Origin of the sequence: Deinococcus radiopugnans ATCC 19172 (genome assembly GCF_006335125.1) — a bacterium.
GTDB lineage: Bacteria > Deinococcota > Deinococci > Deinococcales > Deinococcaceae > Deinococcus > Deinococcus radiopugnans.
In genome coordinates this window covers 62,745-81,302 of the sequence record NZ_VDMO01000003.1, presented here as the reverse complement: position 1 = coordinate 81,302, position 18,558 = coordinate 62,745, and the positions used below count along the sequence as shown (strand labels likewise).

Below are 18,558 nucleotides of genomic sequence, written 5' to 3'. Positions count from 1 at the left end.
GAGGGGCTAAATGCCCATGTTTCTGGGATTTGCACGAAGTTTGAAAGGCTTCTGCGCTCTTCTCCCCTCTCCCCCTGTGTGTGACTCGTAGAGCTGCGAAGCAGAGGGTGGAGCCGCGCAGCGGCGGGGGTGACTTGCAAAGCTGCGGAGCAGAGGGGGCCACCGGGCAGGCCAAAACTCAAGCAAGTTACCCTGGCCCTCTCCATCAACCATCGCCCATCTACGTCGTCAACGTCCCCTGCCCACCTTTGCGGCCCGGCCCGGCCTCCATGCTCGTCGTGTCGGCGGCCTCCACCGTGCCGGGCGCGGGCTGACGGGCTGCTTGCTCCTTCAACGCGCGCTGGTACTCCAGCGGGAAGACCTTGACGAAACGCTTGCGGGCGCTGTCCCAGTCGTCGAGGATGTCGCTGGCGATGGCCGAACCCGTCCAGCGGTGGTGGCTCTCGATCAGCTCGCGGAGCTGGGTTTCGTCGGCCTGGCCGCCGTGCAGGCTGCGGGCGTCAGCGCTCTGCATCTGCTCGTCGGCGGGCTGAACGCGGTGCAGGCTGACCATGCTGAGGTTGCATTTCTTCTCGAAGCTGCCGTCCTCGTCGTAGACATAGGCGACGCCGCCGCTCATGCCCGCCGCGAAATTGCGTCCGGTCTGGCCCAGCACCACCACGGTGCCGCCGGTCATGTACTCGCAGCCGTGGTCTCCGGTGCCTTCCACCACGGCCCGCGCCCCGCTGAGGCGCACGGCGAAGCGCTCGCCGGCCACGCCGCGCAGGAACGCCTCGCCCGCCGTTGCGCCGTACAGGGCGGTGTTGCCGGTGATGATGTTCTGCCGCGCGTCGCCCCGGAATTCGATGCTGGGCCGCACCACCACGCGCCCGCCGCTGAGGCCTTTGCCCGCGTAGTCGTTGGCGTCGCCGATCAGGTACAGGGTCAGGCCCGGAGCCAGGAACGCGCCGAAGCTCTGGCCCCCGGTGCCTTCCATCTGGATGAACACGGTCTGATCGGGCAGCCCTTCCGGGCGCACGCGGATCAGCTCGCCGGACAGCATCGCGCCCACCGAGCGGTTCACGTTTCGCACGTCCTGAAGGAAATGCACCCGCTCGCCCTTCTCGATGGCGGGGCGGCACTTCTCGATCAGCACGCGATCTAGGGCACCCTCCAAACCGTGATCCTGCGTCCCGGTGTGGCGGTGGCCCACGCCGGGGAGGTCAGCGCGGAAGAACAGGCGGCTGAAGTCCAGGCCCTGCGCCTTCCAGTGCGCCACGCCCGCGCGGGTGTCGAGCAGATCCGAGCGCCCGATCAGCTCGTCGAAGGTGCGCAGGCCCAGCGAGGCCATGATGGCGCGCACTTCCTCGGCCACGAAGAAGAAGTAGTTGATGACGTGTTCTGGCTTGCCGGTGAAGCGGGCGCGCAGCACCGGGTCCTGCGTCGCCACGCCCACCGGACAGGTGTTCAGGTGGCATTTGCGCATCATGATGCAGCCCTGCACCACCAGCGGCGCGGTGGCAAAGCCGAACTCGTCCGCGCCCAGCAGCGCCGCCACCACCACGTCGCGCCCGGTCTTGAGCTGCCCGTCGGTCTGCACGCGCACGCGGTCCCGCAGGCGGTTCAGCACGAGGGTTTGCTGTGTCTCGGCCAGCCCCATTTCCCACGGCGTCCCGGCGTGCTTGATGCTGCTCCAGGGGGACGCCCCAGTGCCGCCGTCATGCCCCGCGATCACGATGTGATCGGCCTTGCACTTGGCAACCCCGGCGGCAATGGTGCCGACGCCCACCTCTGAGACCAGCTTGACCGAGATGTCTGCGCGCGGGTTGACGTTCTTGAGATCGTGGATCAGTTGCTTGAGGTCCTCGATGGAATAGATGTCGTGGTGCGGCGGCGGGCTGATCAAGCCCACACCGGGGACGCTGTGGCGCAGGTAGCCGATGTACTCGCTGACCTTGCCGCCGGGAAGCTGCCCGCCCTCGCCGGGCTTGGCCCCCTGCGCCATCTTGATCTGGATTTGATCGGCGCTGCCCAGGTAGCCGGTGGTGACGCCGAAGCGCCCGGAGGCCACCTGCTTGATCCTGGAACGCAGCGAATCGCTGGGTTCCAGCGGGTAATCCACTTCGACGCGGCTGGCCCCCAGGATTCCGGCCAGGGTTTCGCCCTCGCCGATGCTTTCGCCGCGCAGTTCGCGCTCGTAGCGGGCTGGGTCTTCGCCGCCTTCCCCCGTGTTGGACTTGCCGCCAATCCGGTTCATGGCGACGGCCAGCGTGGTGTGCGCCTCGGTGGAGATGGATCCGAGGCTCATTGCCCCGGTGGCGAAGCGTTTGACGATCTCGGCGGCAGGTTCGACTTCCTCGATAGGAATGGGCGTCGCGCCATCCATCCTGAACTCAAACAGGCCGCGCAGGGTCATGTGGCGCTTGCTCTGATCGTTGATGATGCGGGCGTATTCCTCGTAGGTGCTGGCCGAACCGCTGCGGGTGGCGTGTTGCAGCTTGGCGATGGCGTCGGGCGTCCACATGTGTTCCTCGCCGCGCACGCGCCAGGCGTACTCGCCGCCCGCGTCCAGCCCGCGCGCCAGCAGCGGGTCTGCGCCGTAAGCCGCCGCGTGCGTCCGCAACGCTTCCTCGGCCACCTCGAAGATGCCGATGCCGCCGATCTGCGTGGCGGTGCCCCGGAAATACTTCTCCACGAAGTCGGTTTGCAGGCCCATCGCCTCGAACAGTTGCGCGCCGCAGTACGACATGTAGGTGCTGACGCCCATCTTGGACATGATCTTGCTCAGGCCCTTGCCGACCGCCTTGATGTAGTTGCGCATGGCCTTGGCGGGGCCGATGTCGCTCAGGTTGGGCATGCCGGGGATTTCGGCGTGCAGGTCAATCAGGGTTTCCAGGGCCAGATACGGATGAATCGCCTCCGCCCCGTAGCCCGCCAGCGCGGCGAAGTGATGCACCTCGCGGGCGTCGCCCGTTTCCACCACCAGCCCGACTTTCATCCGTAATCCAGCTTTCACCAGATGGTGATGCACGCTGGACAGCGCCAGCAGCGCCGGAATCGCCACACGCTCCCGGTCCACCCGGCGGTCACTGATGATGATGATGTTGTGGCCGTTGTCGATGGCGTCCACCGCCCAGGCGTTGATGGTGGCGAGCTTGGCCTCGATGCCGCGCGCGCCCCACTCGGCGGGGTAGGTGATGTCCAGCTCGTAGGCGCTGAACTTGCCGCGCGTGTGCTCGCTGATGGAACGGACGCGGGCCATGTCGTCGAAGTCCAGAATCGGCTGCGAGACTTCCAGACGCATCTGCGGATTGACGGCGTTGATGTCCAGCAGGTTGGGGCGCGGCCCGACGAAGGAGCGCAGGCTCATGACCACCGATTCGCGGATCGGGTCAATCGGCGGGTTGGTGACCTGCGCGAACAGCTGCCGGAAGTACGAGTACAGCGGCTTGCTGCGCGCCGACAGCACGGCCAACGGCGAGTCGTTGCCCATCGAACCCAGGCCCTCCTCGCCGGACTTCGCCATTGGCCCCATGAGGAATTTGAGGTCTTCCTGGCTGTAGCCGAAGGCCTGCTGCCGGTCGAGCAGCGTTTCGGAGAACTGGCCCACGGTGCCGGTGTCCCCGGCGTCGGCCAGCGGAACGCGGGTGTTGTCCACCCACTGGCGGTACGGCTTGGCCGAGGCGTACTGGTTTTTCAGCTCGGCGTCCTCCACGATGCGCCCGGCCTCCAGATCCACCATGAACATCTTGCCCGGCTGGAGCCGCCATTTCTTAACAATGCGGCTCTCGGGAATCGGCAGCACCCCGGATTCGGAGGCCAGGATCACCAGATCGTCGCGGGTCTGGACATAGCGCGCGGGGCGCAGGCCGTTGCGATCCAGCATCGCGCCCACCTGCCGCCCGTCGGTGAAGACCATCGCGGCGGGGCCGTCCCACGGCTCCATCAGGGCCGCGTGGTACTCGTAAAACGCGCGGCGGCGGTCATCCAGCAGGGGGTTGTCCTCCCACGCCTCGGGAATCATCATCATCGCGGCGTGGGCCATCGGGTAGCCCGCCAGGGTCAGCAGTTCCAGCGCGTTGTCGAAGGTGGCGGTGTCGGACTCGCCCTCGAAGGACACCGGGTAGATCTTTTTCAGGTCGTCGCCCAGCACCGGAGAGGACATCACGCCCTCGCGCGCCCGCATCCAGTTGAAGTTGCCCTTGACGGTGTTGATCTCGCCGTTGTGGGCCACCATGCGGTACGGGTGCGCCAGTTGCCATTCGGGGAAAGTGTTGGTGGAAAAGCGCTGGTGAACGAGGGCCAGCGCCGAAACGACAGATTGATCCTGCAAATCCAGGTAATACTCGCCCACCTGCGTCGCCAGCAGCAGTCCCTTATAGATCACCGTGCGGCACGACATGCTGGGAACGTAATACTCCGCCCCGTGCGTGAAATTCAGGGCGCGGATGGCATTGCTGGCGCGGCGGCGGATCACGTACAGCTTGCGCTCCAGCGCGTCTGGGACGAGGGTGTCTGGCCCGGCCCCGATGAAAATTTGCCGAATGACCGGCTCTTTCTCGCGCACGGTGGGACTCATCGGCATCTCGCGGTTGACGGGAACATCGCGCCAGCCCAGCACGAGCTGGCCCTCGGCCACCACCGCCCGCTCCAGCTCCTGCTCGCAGGCGCGGCGCGAGGCGATTTCCTTGGGCAGGAAGATCATGCCCACGCCGTAATCCCCGGCGGGAGGCAGGGTCACGTCCTGAAGCGCCATCTGCGCGCGGTAGAAGGCGTCGGGGATCTGGATCAGCAATCCCGCGCCGTCGCCCATCAAAGGATCAGCCCCCACCGCGCCCCGGTGATCGAGATTTTCCAGAATCTTCAGGCCCTGTGTGATGATCGAGTGCTGTTTAAGCCCCTTGATGTGCGCCACGAAGCCCACGCCGCAGGCGTCATGCTCGCGGCCCGCGTACAAGCCGTGCTGCCGCGCCGCCTCGACCTCTCCGCGCGAGGGCGGCCGGGAGGGAGGCACGCCCTGGGGAGGAGTCTGCATTTGTCTCTGGGGCTGAGGCAGGCCCGGAAGATTCCGGCTGGTGTTGTTCGGCATAGGCACGCTCCTGTCTGGTCATGACAGTCCCGCCCGGCGTGGGCGAGCCTTCATGGAATCACCATACAGTGGGGTGCATTTTCATGCAGGACGTTGTTTATAACGCCCTGACGCGCCACCGACCTGCCGAATGCCAGGCGGCGGGCCGTGCCGGTGCCGTGACAGGTGGGGGCGTGGCTCTGCGCCCGCCCCCGCACCCCGCCGCGCTGAGGATAAATTCAGCCTAAATTCACTCCGCGCTGGAATAGGGAGCAAGCGCAGTCTCAGTCTGCCGTGGCCGTGACGGGGGGCACCAGCCAGACCACCGCGCGGGCATCATTCAGACCGGTCAGCAGCACACGAGGGGTGAAGTTGCCGGATTGCAGGCCCAGGGCGGTGTTGTAACGGGTCAGGGTGCTGGCAGTCAGGGTGTACAGGTTGCCGTCGGGGGCCAGGGTCAGGTCGCGCAGGTCCGAGACGGACGCGACGGTGGCGGCCGTGCGGCTGGTGTTGCCGTCCCAGACCAGCAACGGCTGGGCACTCTGGTTGCTCAGAACGTTGCTGCGCCACGCGGCCAGCAGGTTCTGGCTGCCGGCGGTGCCGCTCCACAACCGGTCGAAACGCCGCGCGCCGAAGGCGGCCAGCGCCGTGCCGTCCGGAACTCCCGCCGCGTCCACCTTCTGCACTCCGCCGTCGGTGGCGGCCAGGATGCCCTGGTTGTAGGCCACCAGGGCGCGGATGGCCGGGGTCGGCAGCGGGTCACTGACCTCGGCCACCGTGTCGCCTGAATTCCTCGGTGCGGCGCGCAGCACCTCGCTGCCGCCGCCCACGCGCGGGCGGGCCACCAGCCCCACGTCCCCGAGCACCGCCAGGCTGACCGGAGGCACGTCCTGCCCCGGCGTGGGCGGCAGGTAGGCCCTCAGCAGGGCGGTCCAGACCAGGGAGCCGCTGGCGTTGTACAGCGCCAGTTGCTGCGGCCCGTTGGGGCACTGACTCAGGGCCAGCAGACGGTCCCGCGAGGCGCTGCTGGCCGTCTGGACCAGACAGGTCTGCGCGAAGGGCAGCGCCGCAAACGGCTGGACGTCGGCCAGATCACTGTCGCGGCTTTCGATTCCGGTGCTGAGCGTCAGGGCCAGCCGCTGGCCACCGGACAGCGAATTCAGGGTCACGCCGTCGGTCACGGCCACGGTCTTGTCGGCGTTGACCGGCGCGGAGTTGCTGTCGGCGTTGGGGGTCACGGTGCGCAGCGTCGCGCCGCCATCGGTCAGCAGCGCCACGCGCAGGGCCACCTGTGGCTCCTCGGTGCCGGTGCAGGCCGCCAGAAGGGCAGGCAGCAGAACCAGGGCAGACAGGCGGGCCAGGGGTCTGGGCTGTGGTCTGAGTCGTTGTGGGTTGGGCTGGGGGGTCATGGGCCTCCTCGGACGGTCAACAGGGGGGAGCGGGCGGCGGACACAGCGCGGCGAACGCAACGCCCACGGCTCAGGGCGAGTCGGGGTTCAGCAGCGGCACTTTGGTTCCGTCCGGCGTCAGGTCAAAGAGGGGGTACTGGCTCTGGCCGGGCAGGCCCACCGACAGGCGGTAGCGGCGCTGCACTAGGTCGGCCTCGGCCTGGACGGCCCAGCAGCAGCGGTCGATGGTCAGCCCGATCACTGGGGACAGCGGCGCGGGATCCTGGCGCACGCCGTCTTTCCAGACGAAGGTCTGGCGCAGGCTGCCCGTCAGGTACGCGCCGGGCACCTGCCCTTTACGTCCGATGCCCACGCTGACGCGCAGCGGATCGATGCTGAGGTAGTCGGTGGCCGTGTCGTCCGGGTAAAAGCCGCTGCGGGTGCGGTAGTACTGTACCCGGCCCGACAGCGCCGCGCGGCTGCCGAACCCGATGTTGGCGTCCAGGTCCGCCCGCGTCAGCTCGGTGCGGAACTGGTCCAGACCCGGGGTGGCCACCGTGGCCGACAGCGCCAGCCGCTGGCCAGGCCGGGTCACGCTCAGGCTGCCGGAAGCAGTGGGGCGGGTCCAGCCGCCGCGCACCAGATCGTAGGGGCCGCCGTAGGTCAGCTGCCAGTCGTTGGCGCTGCCGTTCACCGTGCCGACGCTGAAAGTCAGCGTGCCGCTGTTCGGGGCACTGCCGGGCGCTGGGTTGTCCTCCACCACGCGGTTCAGCAGCAGGTCATGGGTGGTCGACAGCTGATAGCGCGCCCGCCACGTCAGGGTGGCGTTGCCGGAGATTCGTCCGGTGGGCGGGTACAGCGTCTCGCGGGCCGAGAAGGTCAGGGGGTTGAGGACCGCGTCGCGCCCCACGGTGGCGTTGATGGTGGCGCCCACCTCGTCGATCTGCGGCTTTTCGATGTTGTGGGTGGCGTAGACGCTGATCGAGTCCGCGCGTGTGGCCCCGGTGACGGTGGCCCGCAGCGTGAAAGGCGAGTAACCGGTCACGCGCGAGTAGCCGCCCGAGGCGCTCAGCGTCAGGTCCGGCGCGGGCCACGCGCTGCTGCGGCGCAGGTACGCGGGCCGGGCCGGCACGGCGGGGCCGTACTCGGTGGCCAGGCGGGCCGGCTGGGCGTCCACCGGGGTCAGCGTGCCGGAGCCGGGGTCGCCCACCGTCGCGTTGTACGAGAAGGTTTCCAGCTCCTTGGTAAACGGCTGGTAGCCCAGTTGCGCGTTCAGGTTCAGCGGCAGGCGGTTGACGCTGACCGTGAAGACGGCGGGGTCCTGCAGGTCCGGGGCCAGGAACAGGTCGCGCTTGAGCGAGACGCCGAACCGCACGTCCGGGACCGGCACGGTGCTGAGGTTCAGGCTCAGCGGCGCGCTCAACAGGCGGCCCCCCAGGGCGTCGAAGGCGAAGGGGCTGGTGCCCTCGCGCCGCAGGTAGCCCACCCCGAAGGTCACGGTGTTGGTGGTGTTGAAACGCTGGGTCAGCCCGGCGTTCAGGTTCAGGTCCACGGTTCTGGCCCCGGTGCCGTAATAGCGCCCCGTAAAGGTGTTGCCCAGCGCCAGATCGGCGTCCTTCCACGGCTGAGCGGTGTACGCCAGGGCGTGCTGCTCTTCGAGGCGGGTGGTGCTGATGTTCGGCCCCTGCGCGGTGGCGCTGGGCGACAGCGGATTGCTCTGGGCGGTGTAGCGCCCCGCCGTCAGGCGCGTGTCGGCGCTGAAGGTGCCGTTGGTGTACGGCCTGGGGTCCAGCACCGCCTCGGTCTTGCGGTACGGCGTGTAGATCCCGGTCGTCGGCTCCGGGCCGAAGCGGTTCAGGTAGGCGAATTCCGCCGAGAACAGCGGGTATTCCACCTTCGCCCCGAAATCCACCCGCGTCACGCCGCGCTCGGCCGCCGTCTCGCTCAGGCCGATGTCCTTGCGGGTCACGTTCAGGCGGTAGTCCAGATCGCGCGTTGCCAGCGACAGCGGCACCCGGCCGGTCACGCCGAAATTGAGGTCCACGTCGTAGCCGGGGTTGGCGCTGCCGTCCGGATTCAGCGGTTTGGGGTCCGCCAGCGTGTACAGGTCGGCGCGGTCCACGAAGGGCAGCGGCGCGTACGAGCGCAGCGCCACGCCCGCCCCCACGCTGGGGCTGCGGTTCTGGTAGAAGCGCAGCAGCGTGGTGCCCAGCGTGCTGCTGCCCACCGAGAACGGCAAGTCGGCCTCCACGGTGTAGCCGTCGGCCGAGTCCTGCCCGATCAGCACGCGGGGCTGGCGTTCGGGGTCGTTCAGGGGAATCACGATCACCGGCAGGAACAGCACCGGCACGTCGGCCAGCAGCAGCTGCGCGCGGTAGGCCACCAGCCGGTCACCGGGGTAGACGATCAGCCGTTCGGCGCGGAAGGCGTAGTCGTTGGGCGTGCGCCCGCACTTGGCGCAGGTGGTGAAGTAGCCCCCCGTGGCACGCAGCTGCCCCGGAATGCGCTCGACCTCCTGCCCCTGAATCTCCAGATCGGCGTCGCTGATCAGCACGTCCTGCCCGGTGATCTGCTCGTCGCCCAGCTCCACCACCAGGTTCTCGCCGCTGAGGTCCTGGCCGTCCCTGGCGCTGCGGTAACTGGCCGCGCCCACCAGCGTCAGGGTGCGGCGGGTGCGGTTGTATTCCACGCGTCTGGCCCGCACCACGTCGTCGTCCACGCGCAGTTCCACGTTCGCGCCGCTGATGATCACCAGTTCCTGGCCGTCCACCTGCCGCAGTTCCAGCGTATCCGCCGAGACGATCTTGACCGTGCGGGCCTCGGCGCCGCCCAGCACGGCGGTTCCCAGCAGGCCCAGGGTGAGGACCGTGTTGCGGGCCAGGGTGCGCAGTTTCCCCTTCCTGGACGGCTGATTCTTGACGGGCTGTCGCGCCCCGGCCCGCCCCCGCCGGCTGCCGAAGCTCACTGGACCTCCCCCCTGGAGTGAAGGGCCAGCGCCAGGGTCTGCGCGGCCGAGGGCAGCGGGAATGAACCGGCCAGCACCGCCCCTCCCCCGTTCCGCTGGCCCGCCAGCACGCTCAGGCTGGTGCCGGGGTAGTAGAAGCCCAGAATCTTCAGGTGATCCTGCCCCGCCCGTGCCAGTCCCAGCGCGCCGTACTGCGACAGCCCCACGCCGTGCCCCGCGCCGCTGCCGCTGATGACCAGCGGGTTCAGGCCACTCAGGCTGATCCGCGTGCCCGGGGCACCCAGCGAACGCACGAAGCCGCCCGCATTCGCGCCCGTGATGCGGGCCGTGCCGCCATCGCCGCTGACCGTGATCTCGGCGGGCCTTCCCGAGGGACTGAGGCGCGTGACGCTCACCGCCCGCAGGCTCCCGACGCGCGCGCCGTAGCGGGCCGCCACCGTCTGCACCTGCGCCGCCGTGACCTCCACCCGCCACCCGGCGCGCGGACTGCCGGCCGAGTACGGATCGGCCTGGGCGCGCAGGTACGGCAGCTCCTTGCCCCAGACCTCCGCGCTGGAGGCCGTGAAGCCTCCCGAATCGCTGCTGAAATAGGTGCTGGCGGGCCGTCCCGCGTAGGCCACGACCTGCGCGCGGGTGGCGTCGATGGCCGCGCTGGCCTCGGGCTTCTCGGCCTTCAGGCCAGGGTAGACCTGACAGCTCTCGGTGGCGCAGGTGTCGAAAGGGGCCGCCGGGTTGATGCGCGCCGCCACATAGGTCCGGGCGATCACCGCCTGGGCCGCGAGCGCGGCGGCGGGCCACGAGGCGGGCATCTCGGCAGGCACCACGCCGCGCAGGTAATCCTCCACATCCACCACGTTCACGCCCTGCACGCCGCCGTCCTGCACGCGCAGCAGCACGCCGCCCCGGTACGGTTTGCCCGCAATCTCCACCACACTGCCGGGACTGGGCGGCAGGTACAGCGTGGGGTTGCCCGCCGCCTGCCCGTTCAGCGTGAGTTGCCCGCCGGACACCCCCACGGTCCACACCGTCATCTGCGGCGGCGCGGCGGGCAGACCCGGCGGCGTCAGGGCGTCGCGCACCGCGCCAGGCTGGGCCGGCGCCACCGGCACGCGCACGGTCAGCTGCGGCGCGGCGGCCACCAGCACGCGCACGTTCAGGGCAGAGGCGGGGGCAGCGCAGACCAGCGCGCCGCACAGCGCGGCACCCAGTGCGGCATTGGGGCCCAGCCACACGGGCCGTCCAGGCCGCGTCCGCGGCCCTGTCGGCAAAGCCAGCAGGGCGGTCAGCAGAGAGGGGAAGGACTGGGACATCGTTGGGGCCGAGTATAAACATCCCGCATGTGCGCCCTTCTCACAGCGGCGTGAGAAGCCCCCGGTTAAGGCGCGCGGCACGCGGCATCATGGCAGGCATGCACACCGCCGCAAACAGCGCCGCGCCGCCCGCCGGCCCCGGTCAGGCCAGCCCCGGTCAAGTCTGGGCCCACGTCGGACAAGCTTTCACGCCCCAGGACTACGACGTGGTGATCCTGGGCGCGGGCCGCATGGGGTCTGTCTTGGCCTTTTACCTGCGGCAACTGGCCCCCCGCCTGCGCCTGCTGCTGCTGGAGGAAGGCGGCCTGCCCAACGAGGACGGCGCCACGCTGCTGGCCCCCGGCGTGTGGACGACGTGGGGCGTGCCGCAAGATCGGCGGGCCCAGGCGACCTGGACGCGCGAGCAACTGCACACGGCTTTCGGCGACATCAGCTTCCAGACCCGCCCGCTGATCGAGCTGTTCGCGGCAGGCGGGCCGGACCGGTCCCCCACCGCCGACGCTCTGGCCCCCTTTCCGGACGCGCTGGCGCTGGTCGACGTGGCGGCCCTGCCCTTTGCCCGCGTGGATTCTGGGGCCGCCACCTACCGCCCCGGCGCGCTGGCGCTGGCCGCCGCGCAGATGGCCGTGAAGGCGGGGGCCGATCTGATGCTCAACGCCCGTGCCCACGCCGCCCTGACCCCGCAGGCCAGCGGCGGCCTCGTGACCATCGAACGGCTGAGCGTGACCAACACCCACCAGATCGTCGTTCACGAGACGCACCGCCTGCGGGCCGCCACCCTGGTGCTGGCGCTGGGCGCGGACGGCCCGCACGCGGCGGAACATGATCTGGGCCTTCACACCACCCACGCCCGCGCCTACCGCCAGACGCCGCGCCTGAATGCCCCCAGCAGCGACGACACGCCGGTGCTGCGAGCCGCCGGCCTGACCCTGCGCCCGCAAAACGGCGGCTTCACCCTGATTCCGGCGGTTCACCACCGCGATCCGCACGGCTACACGCCGACGGGCGGCCATCTGACCGGGGTTCCCACGGGCCTGCGCCGCGAGACGCTGGAGGATCTGGTGGCCCTGATGGAGGCCCTGCCCCCGCTGGGCACGGGGGCGCTGGGCCTGGGCCGCAGCATCAGCGACGTGCCCGGCGCGTGGCTGGCGCTGCCGGGCGGACGGGCCGACGGCCTGCCGCTGCACCAGCGTCTGGCGGACGGCGTTCACCTGCTGCTGGGCGGCCCGCACGCCGACACGCTGGGACTGGCGGTGGCCCACGATCTGGCGGCGGCGGTGGCGGGCAGAGAGCACAGACCGTGGCAGGACGAGGACGAGCCGGCAAGGTGACGCCGCCTTCATGCTCTCCACCCTTCATGCTCTCCACACTGTGTTTAGGGAGCTAACCCCCATTTAACGCGCGGAGCTAGACTGCCGGACAAGACGCCACTCCGAAACCACGCGCCCCACAAGGAGACCCCCATGCCCAACATCGGCCCCGCAGAACTGATCGTGATTTTACTGGTTGCCCTGGTGGTGTTCGGCCCCCGCAAGCTGCCCGAGCTGGGCAAGAGCCTGGGCGCGGGCCTGCGCGAGTTCCGCAAGAGCACCCAGAGCCTCAAGGACGAGCTGGACGGCAGCCTGAACGACAAGGGTCCACAGGCAGCGCCCACGCAGACCATCCACGCCTCGGTGCCTGCCCAGGCCGTGTCGGCGCCGCCCATGAGCGTCGCCGCCGTGACGCCGCCCGCCGAGGGTGGGGCTGCGCCCGTCGAGCTGGGGAAAATGCCGGAACAGCAGAAGGAAACGGTCCAGAGCTGACGGGAGAATTTTGCCCCCCTCGCTCATCGGCCGCCCGTCCTGGGCGGCTTTTTGGTGGCGGGCCAGCGTTACCGGGCCGAAGCGCTGCGGCTGTAAGCGGCGTGTGAGATGGGCGCGATTAGGCTGGCCGCCGTGTCTCTCTTCCCCTTTTCCGCCAGGCGGCCCTGATGCTGGCCCGCGCCCGCAGTGTGGCCCTGATCGGCGTGGACGCCGTCGCCGTGGAAGTCGAGGTGGACGTGTCTCCTGGCCTGCCCGCCTTCACGGTGGTTGGGCTGCCGGACCAAGCGGTCAGCGAGGCGCGCGAGCGGGTGCGGGCGGCGGTGCGCAACGCCGGGCTGCCGTTTCCAGCGGCGCGCATCACGGTCAATCTGGCCCCGGCGGACCTGCGCAAGGAGGGACCGCTGTACGACCTGCCCATCGCGCTGGGGGTGCTGGCGGCCCAGGACCTGCTGCCCGCGCGGGCGCTCGACGGGCTGCTCGCGGCGGGCGAACTGGCGCTGGACGGCAGCCTGCGGCCCATCGCCGGGGCGGTTAATCTGGCCCTGCTGGCCGCCTCGCTGGGGCTGCCGGCCCTGCTGCCTGCCGGCAACGCGCCCGAGGCCGCTTTAATCGACGGCCTGACCGTGTACGGCGCCCGGACCCTGCTGGAAGCGGTGGCGCACCTGAGTGGCCGCGCGGAACTGCCCGCCACTCCCGCCCCTGAGGCCGAGGACGACGAAGGCCTGCATCTCGATCTGGCAGACCTGAAGGGGCAGGCGGCGGCGCGGCGGGCGCTGGAGGTCTCGCTGGCCGGGGGGCACAACCTGCTGCTCGTCGGCTCGCCGGGCAGCGGCAAGACCATGCTGGCCCGCCGCGCGCCGGGGCTGCTGCCGCCGTTGACCCGCGCCGAGGCCCTGGAGGTCACGCGCATCCACTCGGCGGCGGGCGTGCTGAACCTGCGCGGTGGCCTGAGTCTGGGCGCGCCGTACCGTTCGCCGCACCACACGGTTTCAGACGCCGGACTCATTGGCGGGGGCAGCGTGCCCCGTCCCGGCGAGGTCAGTCTGGCCCACCGGGGGATTCTTTTTCTCGACGAGTTTCCCGAGTTCAGCCGCAAGGCCCTGGAAACCCTGCGCCAGCCGCTGGAAGACGGCACCGTCACGATCAGCCGGGCGCGGGCCACGGTGGAGTACCCGGCCCGCTTTCAGCTGATCGCCGCGATGAACCCCTGCCCCTGTGGGCATCTGGGTGACCCGGAAAAGGGCTGCAGCTGCACGCCCTCCGAGCGGGCGCGGTACGCGGCCAGGATCAGCGGCCCGCTGCTGGACCGGCTGGACCTCGTGTGCCGCGTGCCCCGGTTGACAGTGGACGAGCTGACCCGCGCGCCGGAGCCGGAAGCGTCGGCCCCTGTCACTGTACACACTAATTGCGACTCGTACATGCTATTTGCGACTGGCGTTTTCGGGACCCCTGGTGTTGATCTGGCTGCGTGATACAACCTTCAAATGCGAGGGTGGACTCAGTTCGATTCATTGCCGAAGGATGATCTGCTGTGGATGCTCACCTGGCTCGGTCCCCTGTACCGCGATCAGAATGCACCCAGTCAGTACGCAATGCTTTGCCACCTGACCACCCTGTACCCATCTAAGCGGCGCTCACCCCGGCAGGTCAACCACGGGGCATTTCCACGGCCTGATCAACTAAGTCCCCACCGCGTCAGGACTGTCGCACTGAGTTCCGGTGACCTGGCCGCGCTGTGCGTCGGCATGATCTTCCGCAATGGGAAGCTGGTCACGCCACGGAAAACCCTGACGCCCGCTGAACACTTCCGCGCCGATTTCGGCGCGCAGAAGAGTTTGCGGCTCACTGAATTGCCTGTACTGGATCAAAAGACGGCACTGATGGCCGGAGACTGGGCCACGATGGCGGCCAGCGGATGCGTCTCGCTGCCCGACGATCAGGGACGCACGCTGCTCACCCCTGTCCTCGAAGTGATCCGCTGGAGTTACGGCGCATCCTCTCGACTTCTCCAGGCCGTCCTCTCCGGCGAGATCGGCGCGGTCATCGAACAAGTCAAGGCCAGCGGCACCCTCGAAGGCCGCGATTACTTCATGACCGTTCCAGGCGAGTTCCCAGAAACCGACGCACCGCTGCTGGCCCGCCTTGTCCTCGATGAGCAGGCAGGCCAGCAGGCCCGGCAGGTTCACCTTCAAGTTATCGCCGGAAAAAACAGGCAGGCGTACCACTTTCCAAGGGCCATCTTTCCCTACGCTCGCCCACCGGAAGGTCAACCCTTCCGGGCCTTCGCAACGCAAGGCCGTTGGCTGGACCCCCAGCACTATCTGGTTCACCGCGTTCTGCATGTAGGCGATACTCCCCCTTTCGGCGCGGTCTATCTCTCCCCTCAAATCGAATTCGATGCGCCGCCCCCGGACACTGACTCCACCCAAACACGACATACGCGTACCCGGAGAGGTAATGCGAGCAAAGCCCGGCTCCATTCAAACCAGGAACCCCACGCTCCCCGCACGGCCACCCGGCTGCCTGCGTTGCCCGCCATGCTCAGTGACTTCACAGCGGTCTTGCGTCTGCCGCCCAGTCGAGAGCAAAGCGGCGCACGGCTGCTGCCCCGAACCCCCGTGGCGGGCAAAGCGTTCAGCACCGGCCTTGGCAGTGACCGTTCAAGTCCACTGAGACGCGCCGTTCTCGCCCATGACCAGCGCGAAGAAGAAACGCCCATCTTTGCGGATTATTTCGTTCAGTTGCGCGCAGCGGTAGGGCAATTTCCCCCCGCTGAATTCACCGTCAAAGAACTGCTCGTGAACAATCCCAGCGGTCAGGAAGCCCGCTTTGAACACTGGCGGCGCGACAGTGGGCAGCGAATCGGCTGTCTGGTCATCGAAGTTCAGAAGGATGCAGCCTTCCTTTACCTCCTAGACAAAGAGCTGGTTCACGAACCTTACGGCCCGCTGATTCTGGCCCACAAAACGGGTTTCGTACAGGCCAGCGCGGCTGAGGTCAATGCCCTCATGAATACCCGTGTTCATCAGCGCACCTGGCCGAAAGCATTCAACGGTTGGAACCTCACGCACATCCGCCACCAGTACGCCAACGCTGAAACCTATGCCCGTGGTCTGCGGAAGCACATGGACGCGCTCCAACCGTCTCCATAGCCTCTCCCCCTCCCTTGTGATCGCCCTACAGCGTGTCTACACTCAGGGCGTGGCCGCCCTGCTTGACAATGCTCCGCGACAATCGGATGTTCTGATCCGGTTGGCCGAACTGGAGCAGGCTCGTGTTCCTGTCTCGGCCAGCAAACTTGCTCAGGATTTGGGACTCCCCCGCCAGAGCGTCCGGCAATACCTGCTTATTCTTCAGGAAAAGGGCCTGGTCAATTACGATGCCCGCGTCCGCCAGCGGGCCAGCGTTTCGCTGACCGAAGCGGGACACGCACTGACACAGACGAGATTGGGCTTTCCCATTATTGGTGAAGTCGGGGCAGGGCAGGCCACGTATGATCAAACCCAAGTGCTGGGTCACGCCACGCTGCTCCGCGATGCACTGGATTTGCATGAAGGAGACTTTCTACTGCGGACGTGCGATGACAGCTTGACTGGCGTGGGCATCTTTGAACATGATTTAGTGGCAATTCGGCCTACACAGGAAGAACCACCGTCAGGTCATGTCGTCCTGGTTTCATGGCCCCAGATGCCGACGGCCACGCTCAAGCGCTGGAAGCGTGTTGGACAACGTATTTCACTTTACACAAACTGGCTGGATGATGTCTCAATCGTCCTTGCGGCGAGAGATGTTCAGATTCACGGTTGGATGGTGGGACATATCGGAATTGGCAATGCTGGACGGTCCTAAAAATTTGGTTTCAGCCGGGATATTTGGGAAAATCATTTTTCCAGTTAGCGACGAAGCAGCCGTTAGGAAGAAGTATGTGGCGGGGCCGCTCATCCCCTTAATGGGCCGTCTCAGTATTGTCAGCAGCTTCTCGCGTTTTGAGTCAGGCCCTGAATGGGATGAATGTTGATGCGCTTGTATGAGTTGTACGAGTGGTCACTGGGATTTATTGATCTTTTCGTCGCGTTCTTGAAGCAACTTTTCAGCTTGACGGGACATACGCTCACCAGGAGAGTCTATGCGCCCTAAAGGTGGTAGACCTATCCCGTCTTTTTGATGTTCAAAAATGTGTGATTCCAGTGTCGTGTGCCTCAACCAGCTAAATTCCACTATTTGATCTATTCCTGCTTTTCTAAAGATTATTCGGCCAGGCAAATGGCTTCCAAATCTCTCAGGATTTTCTGGTGTGTGAAGCGCCAAATAGAAAGGTATACCATGAAGCCAGAAGCGCGCCCCCATGACATCTCCTGCTGCGTTGAACCATCCTTGAAAAGCGAAGGCTTGATGAGCATAGTTGTCCTGCCCATGCTGAGAATGCAGGTAAATACCCCAATGGGGAGGCCATTTTACGCGCGATCCGAGAATTTCAAGCCAGAATAATGGAACACTCGCAGTGTAGGAAACATCTGCTTCATCCGTGAGGCTGCCGGATGCCAGAAATCCACATAACGTTTTGAGCGCCCATCGTTCTAGATTTTCTCCACAAATAACCTCGATATGTTTCTCACTGCTCCCGCTCAAAGCATTAGAGTGATAGTTCTGGAGCAAACGAATAAGCCGCCCAGCAGTTTCATCCAAAGGCGAAAGATCATTATTGTGCTTCCCGCAGAGCATTTTAGAGGTCATGGCAGATTCGGAAAGCAACTTCTCTTCATCCTGAAGAAATGGAAATCCGCGAGTCATAACTTGGTTTCTGTTTCCAGCCACAGCTTCTATAACTGTTTTGGAGATGTAGTGTTCCCGTGTAATCTTGTCGCTGCAACTCCCCAACGCCGCCATGTAGCACCTCGGATGCGAATAGGGCTGGTCCGTGATGGCACGCTGGTCAAGATTCAGCCGTGCTGGCCTTAAATTCCACTGCTTCTTGTTATTCAGGCAGCAATTACGGGCCTGTTTTTGACTGCCGCAGGGGCATGGATCCTTGGGGCGGTAGCGGCTTTGGAAGGGCATCGCCCGTCAGGATAGGTCATATGCAGATTTTCTCTGGAAGCCCTTTGTATTGATCTGTCAATGCACGTCCGTGCGTCCGGCATGCTCGCTGGCAAACCAGCCCCGCACGTCCACCCAGCCATTGAGTGCTTGTATGCCCTCCAGCCCCAGAGCCATCCCCACCGGGGCCAAGCTGAGCAGTGGCAGTATCAGCGCGGCCACCGCCGTCGCCAGCCGCATCCACACCGTCCGGGCCACATCCAGCAGCGGCGTCTTTTCCGGTTCGAGTGTCGATTCCAGCGCCGCCAGACTGGCGTAGACCAGCGCAAAAGCCCCCGACATGATCCAGCCCACCGCAGCCTGCGGCGTGCCGTGGCCGTTCTCGCTGCCCGTTGACGGATCAGCCACGGCATATTCGAGCATGGCCCCGATGGCCGCGATGCCCATCAACAGCGGCAGGTGCAGGTAAATCCAGCGGGCCAGTTGCCGCGTGCGCTCGGCCCTGGACACGGGTTCACGCTGCCCGTCAGAAGCAGCTTTCAACGTTCATTTTGCCCGGCCAAATCGCTTGTCCAGCTTGTCGAAGATGTCCTGCGCGCTGGCCGCATATGCGCTGCTGTAGGTGGCCGTCACCGTCGTCGCGTCGCCGGAACGAATGGCTCCGAATGACATCTCTAGCGGCAACGTCGCCACGAACGTCTCAAAGCTCGCGTTGTCGACAGCGGTGGCATTGGATCGCAACACGACCGAGTTGGCTCCAATTTCCTCGGCACGCCACGGCTGACGGCCCTGCGCCACCGGAGCGGTAGGGGCAATTGACACCACGGCGGCCAGCACTGGGTTGTCTTCACCAAGCTTAGGAACGCCTGTGTTGTACGTGACCGAGGTGGTCACGCGGGTGGCAACGGGAGCCGTATGAGCCGCAGGGGGAGCGCTCCGGGCAGGCAGGAGCGTGCAGGCCCCCAGAACGGGGAGGATCAGCAGGGGAAGCAGTCGGCGCATTTCAAAG

12 protein-coding genes are annotated in these 18,558 nt (G+C 66.7%); 5 read left to right on the top strand and 7 right to left on the bottom strand.

Annotated features, from left to right (window positions below; genetic code table 11):
- Positions 1-220 precede the first annotated feature (220 nt).
- The 4 genes from FHR04_RS03445 to FHR04_RS03430 all read right to left on the bottom strand — a co-directional run bounded on the left by FHR04_RS03445 (position 221) and on the right by FHR04_RS03430 (position 10,710).
- The gene (locus FHR04_RS03445) at positions 221-5,014 is read right to left on the bottom strand and encodes a glutamate synthase-related protein (RefSeq protein WP_139400839.1); all 4,794 of its coding nucleotides are present in this window, start codon (positions 5,012-5,014) and stop codon (positions 221-223) included.
- Positions 5,015-5,331: 317 nt separating this feature from the next.
- On the bottom strand, positions 5,332-6,456 hold the full coding sequence (locus FHR04_RS03440) for a hypothetical protein (RefSeq protein WP_249038952.1): 1,125 nt from the start codon (positions 6,454-6,456) through the stop codon (positions 5,332-5,334).
- A 70-nt stretch (positions 6,457-6,526) separates the two neighbouring features.
- Positions 6,527-9,400 (bottom strand): LPS-assembly protein LptD, encoded by a 2,874-nt coding sequence (locus FHR04_RS03435; protein WP_249038951.1) that lies wholly within the window; start codon positions 9,398-9,400, stop codon positions 6,527-6,529.
- Positions 9,397-10,710, bottom strand: a complete 1,314-nt coding sequence (locus tag FHR04_RS03430) for a SpoIID/LytB domain-containing protein (protein WP_139400837.1) — start codon at positions 10,708-10,710, stop codon at positions 9,397-9,399. The genes FHR04_RS03435 and FHR04_RS03430 overlap by 4 nt, the downstream gene beginning before the upstream one ends.
- Before the next feature lie 98 nt (positions 10,711-10,808).
- Here FHR04_RS03430 and FHR04_RS03425 point away from each other — a divergent pair, with 98 nt between their 5' ends.
- From FHR04_RS03425 to FHR04_RS03405, 5 genes are all read left to right on the top strand, one after another.
- Positions 10,809-12,041, top strand: a complete 1,233-nt coding sequence (locus FHR04_RS03425) for an FAD-dependent oxidoreductase (protein ID WP_139400835.1) — start codon at positions 10,809-10,811, stop codon at positions 12,039-12,041.
- A gap of 132 nt (positions 12,042-12,173) precedes the next feature.
- Positions 12,174-12,512, top strand: coding sequence for a Sec-independent protein translocase subunit TatA/TatB (locus tag FHR04_RS03420; protein WP_139400833.1), 339 nt, complete (start codon positions 12,174-12,176; stop codon positions 12,510-12,512).
- Between the two features lie 167 nt (positions 12,513-12,679).
- Entirely contained in the window at positions 12,680-13,984 is a 1,305-nt protein-coding gene (locus FHR04_RS03415) for a YifB family Mg chelatase-like AAA ATPase (protein ID WP_139400831.1), read from the top strand.
- Between the two features lie 12 nt (positions 13,985-13,996).
- On the top strand, positions 13,997-15,664 hold the full coding sequence (locus FHR04_RS03410; protein WP_139400829.1) for a hypothetical protein: 1,668 nt from the start codon (positions 13,997-13,999) through the stop codon (positions 15,662-15,664).
- Positions 15,665-15,713: 49 nt separating this feature from the next.
- Positions 15,714-16,361 carry a LexA family protein gene (locus tag FHR04_RS03405; protein ID WP_170213841.1) on the top strand — a complete coding sequence of 216 codons (648 nt, stop codon included), beginning with the start codon at positions 15,714-15,716 and terminating at the stop codon, positions 16,359-16,361.
- A gap of 195 nt (positions 16,362-16,556) precedes the next feature.
- Here FHR04_RS03405 and FHR04_RS03400 read toward each other — a convergent pair whose 3' ends face one another.
- The 3 genes from FHR04_RS03400 to FHR04_RS03390 are packed head-to-tail and all read right to left on the bottom strand — an operon-like array spanning position 16,557 to position 18,551.
- Positions 16,557-17,570 carry a hypothetical protein gene (locus FHR04_RS03400; RefSeq protein ID WP_139400825.1) on the bottom strand — a complete coding sequence of 338 codons (1,014 nt, stop codon included), beginning with the start codon at positions 17,568-17,570 and terminating at the stop codon, positions 16,557-16,559.
- Positions 17,571-17,627: 57 nt separating this feature from the next.
- Positions 17,628-18,092 (bottom strand): low temperature requirement protein A, encoded by a 465-nt coding sequence (locus FHR04_RS03395; RefSeq protein ID WP_139400823.1) that lies wholly within the window; start codon positions 18,090-18,092, stop codon positions 17,628-17,630.
- A 3-nt stretch (positions 18,093-18,095) separates the two neighbouring features.
- Positions 18,096-18,551 carry a hypothetical protein gene (locus FHR04_RS03390; protein ID WP_139400821.1) on the bottom strand — a complete coding sequence of 152 codons (456 nt, stop codon included), beginning with the start codon at positions 18,549-18,551 and terminating at the stop codon, positions 18,096-18,098.
- Positions 18,552-18,558 lie beyond the last annotated feature (7 nt).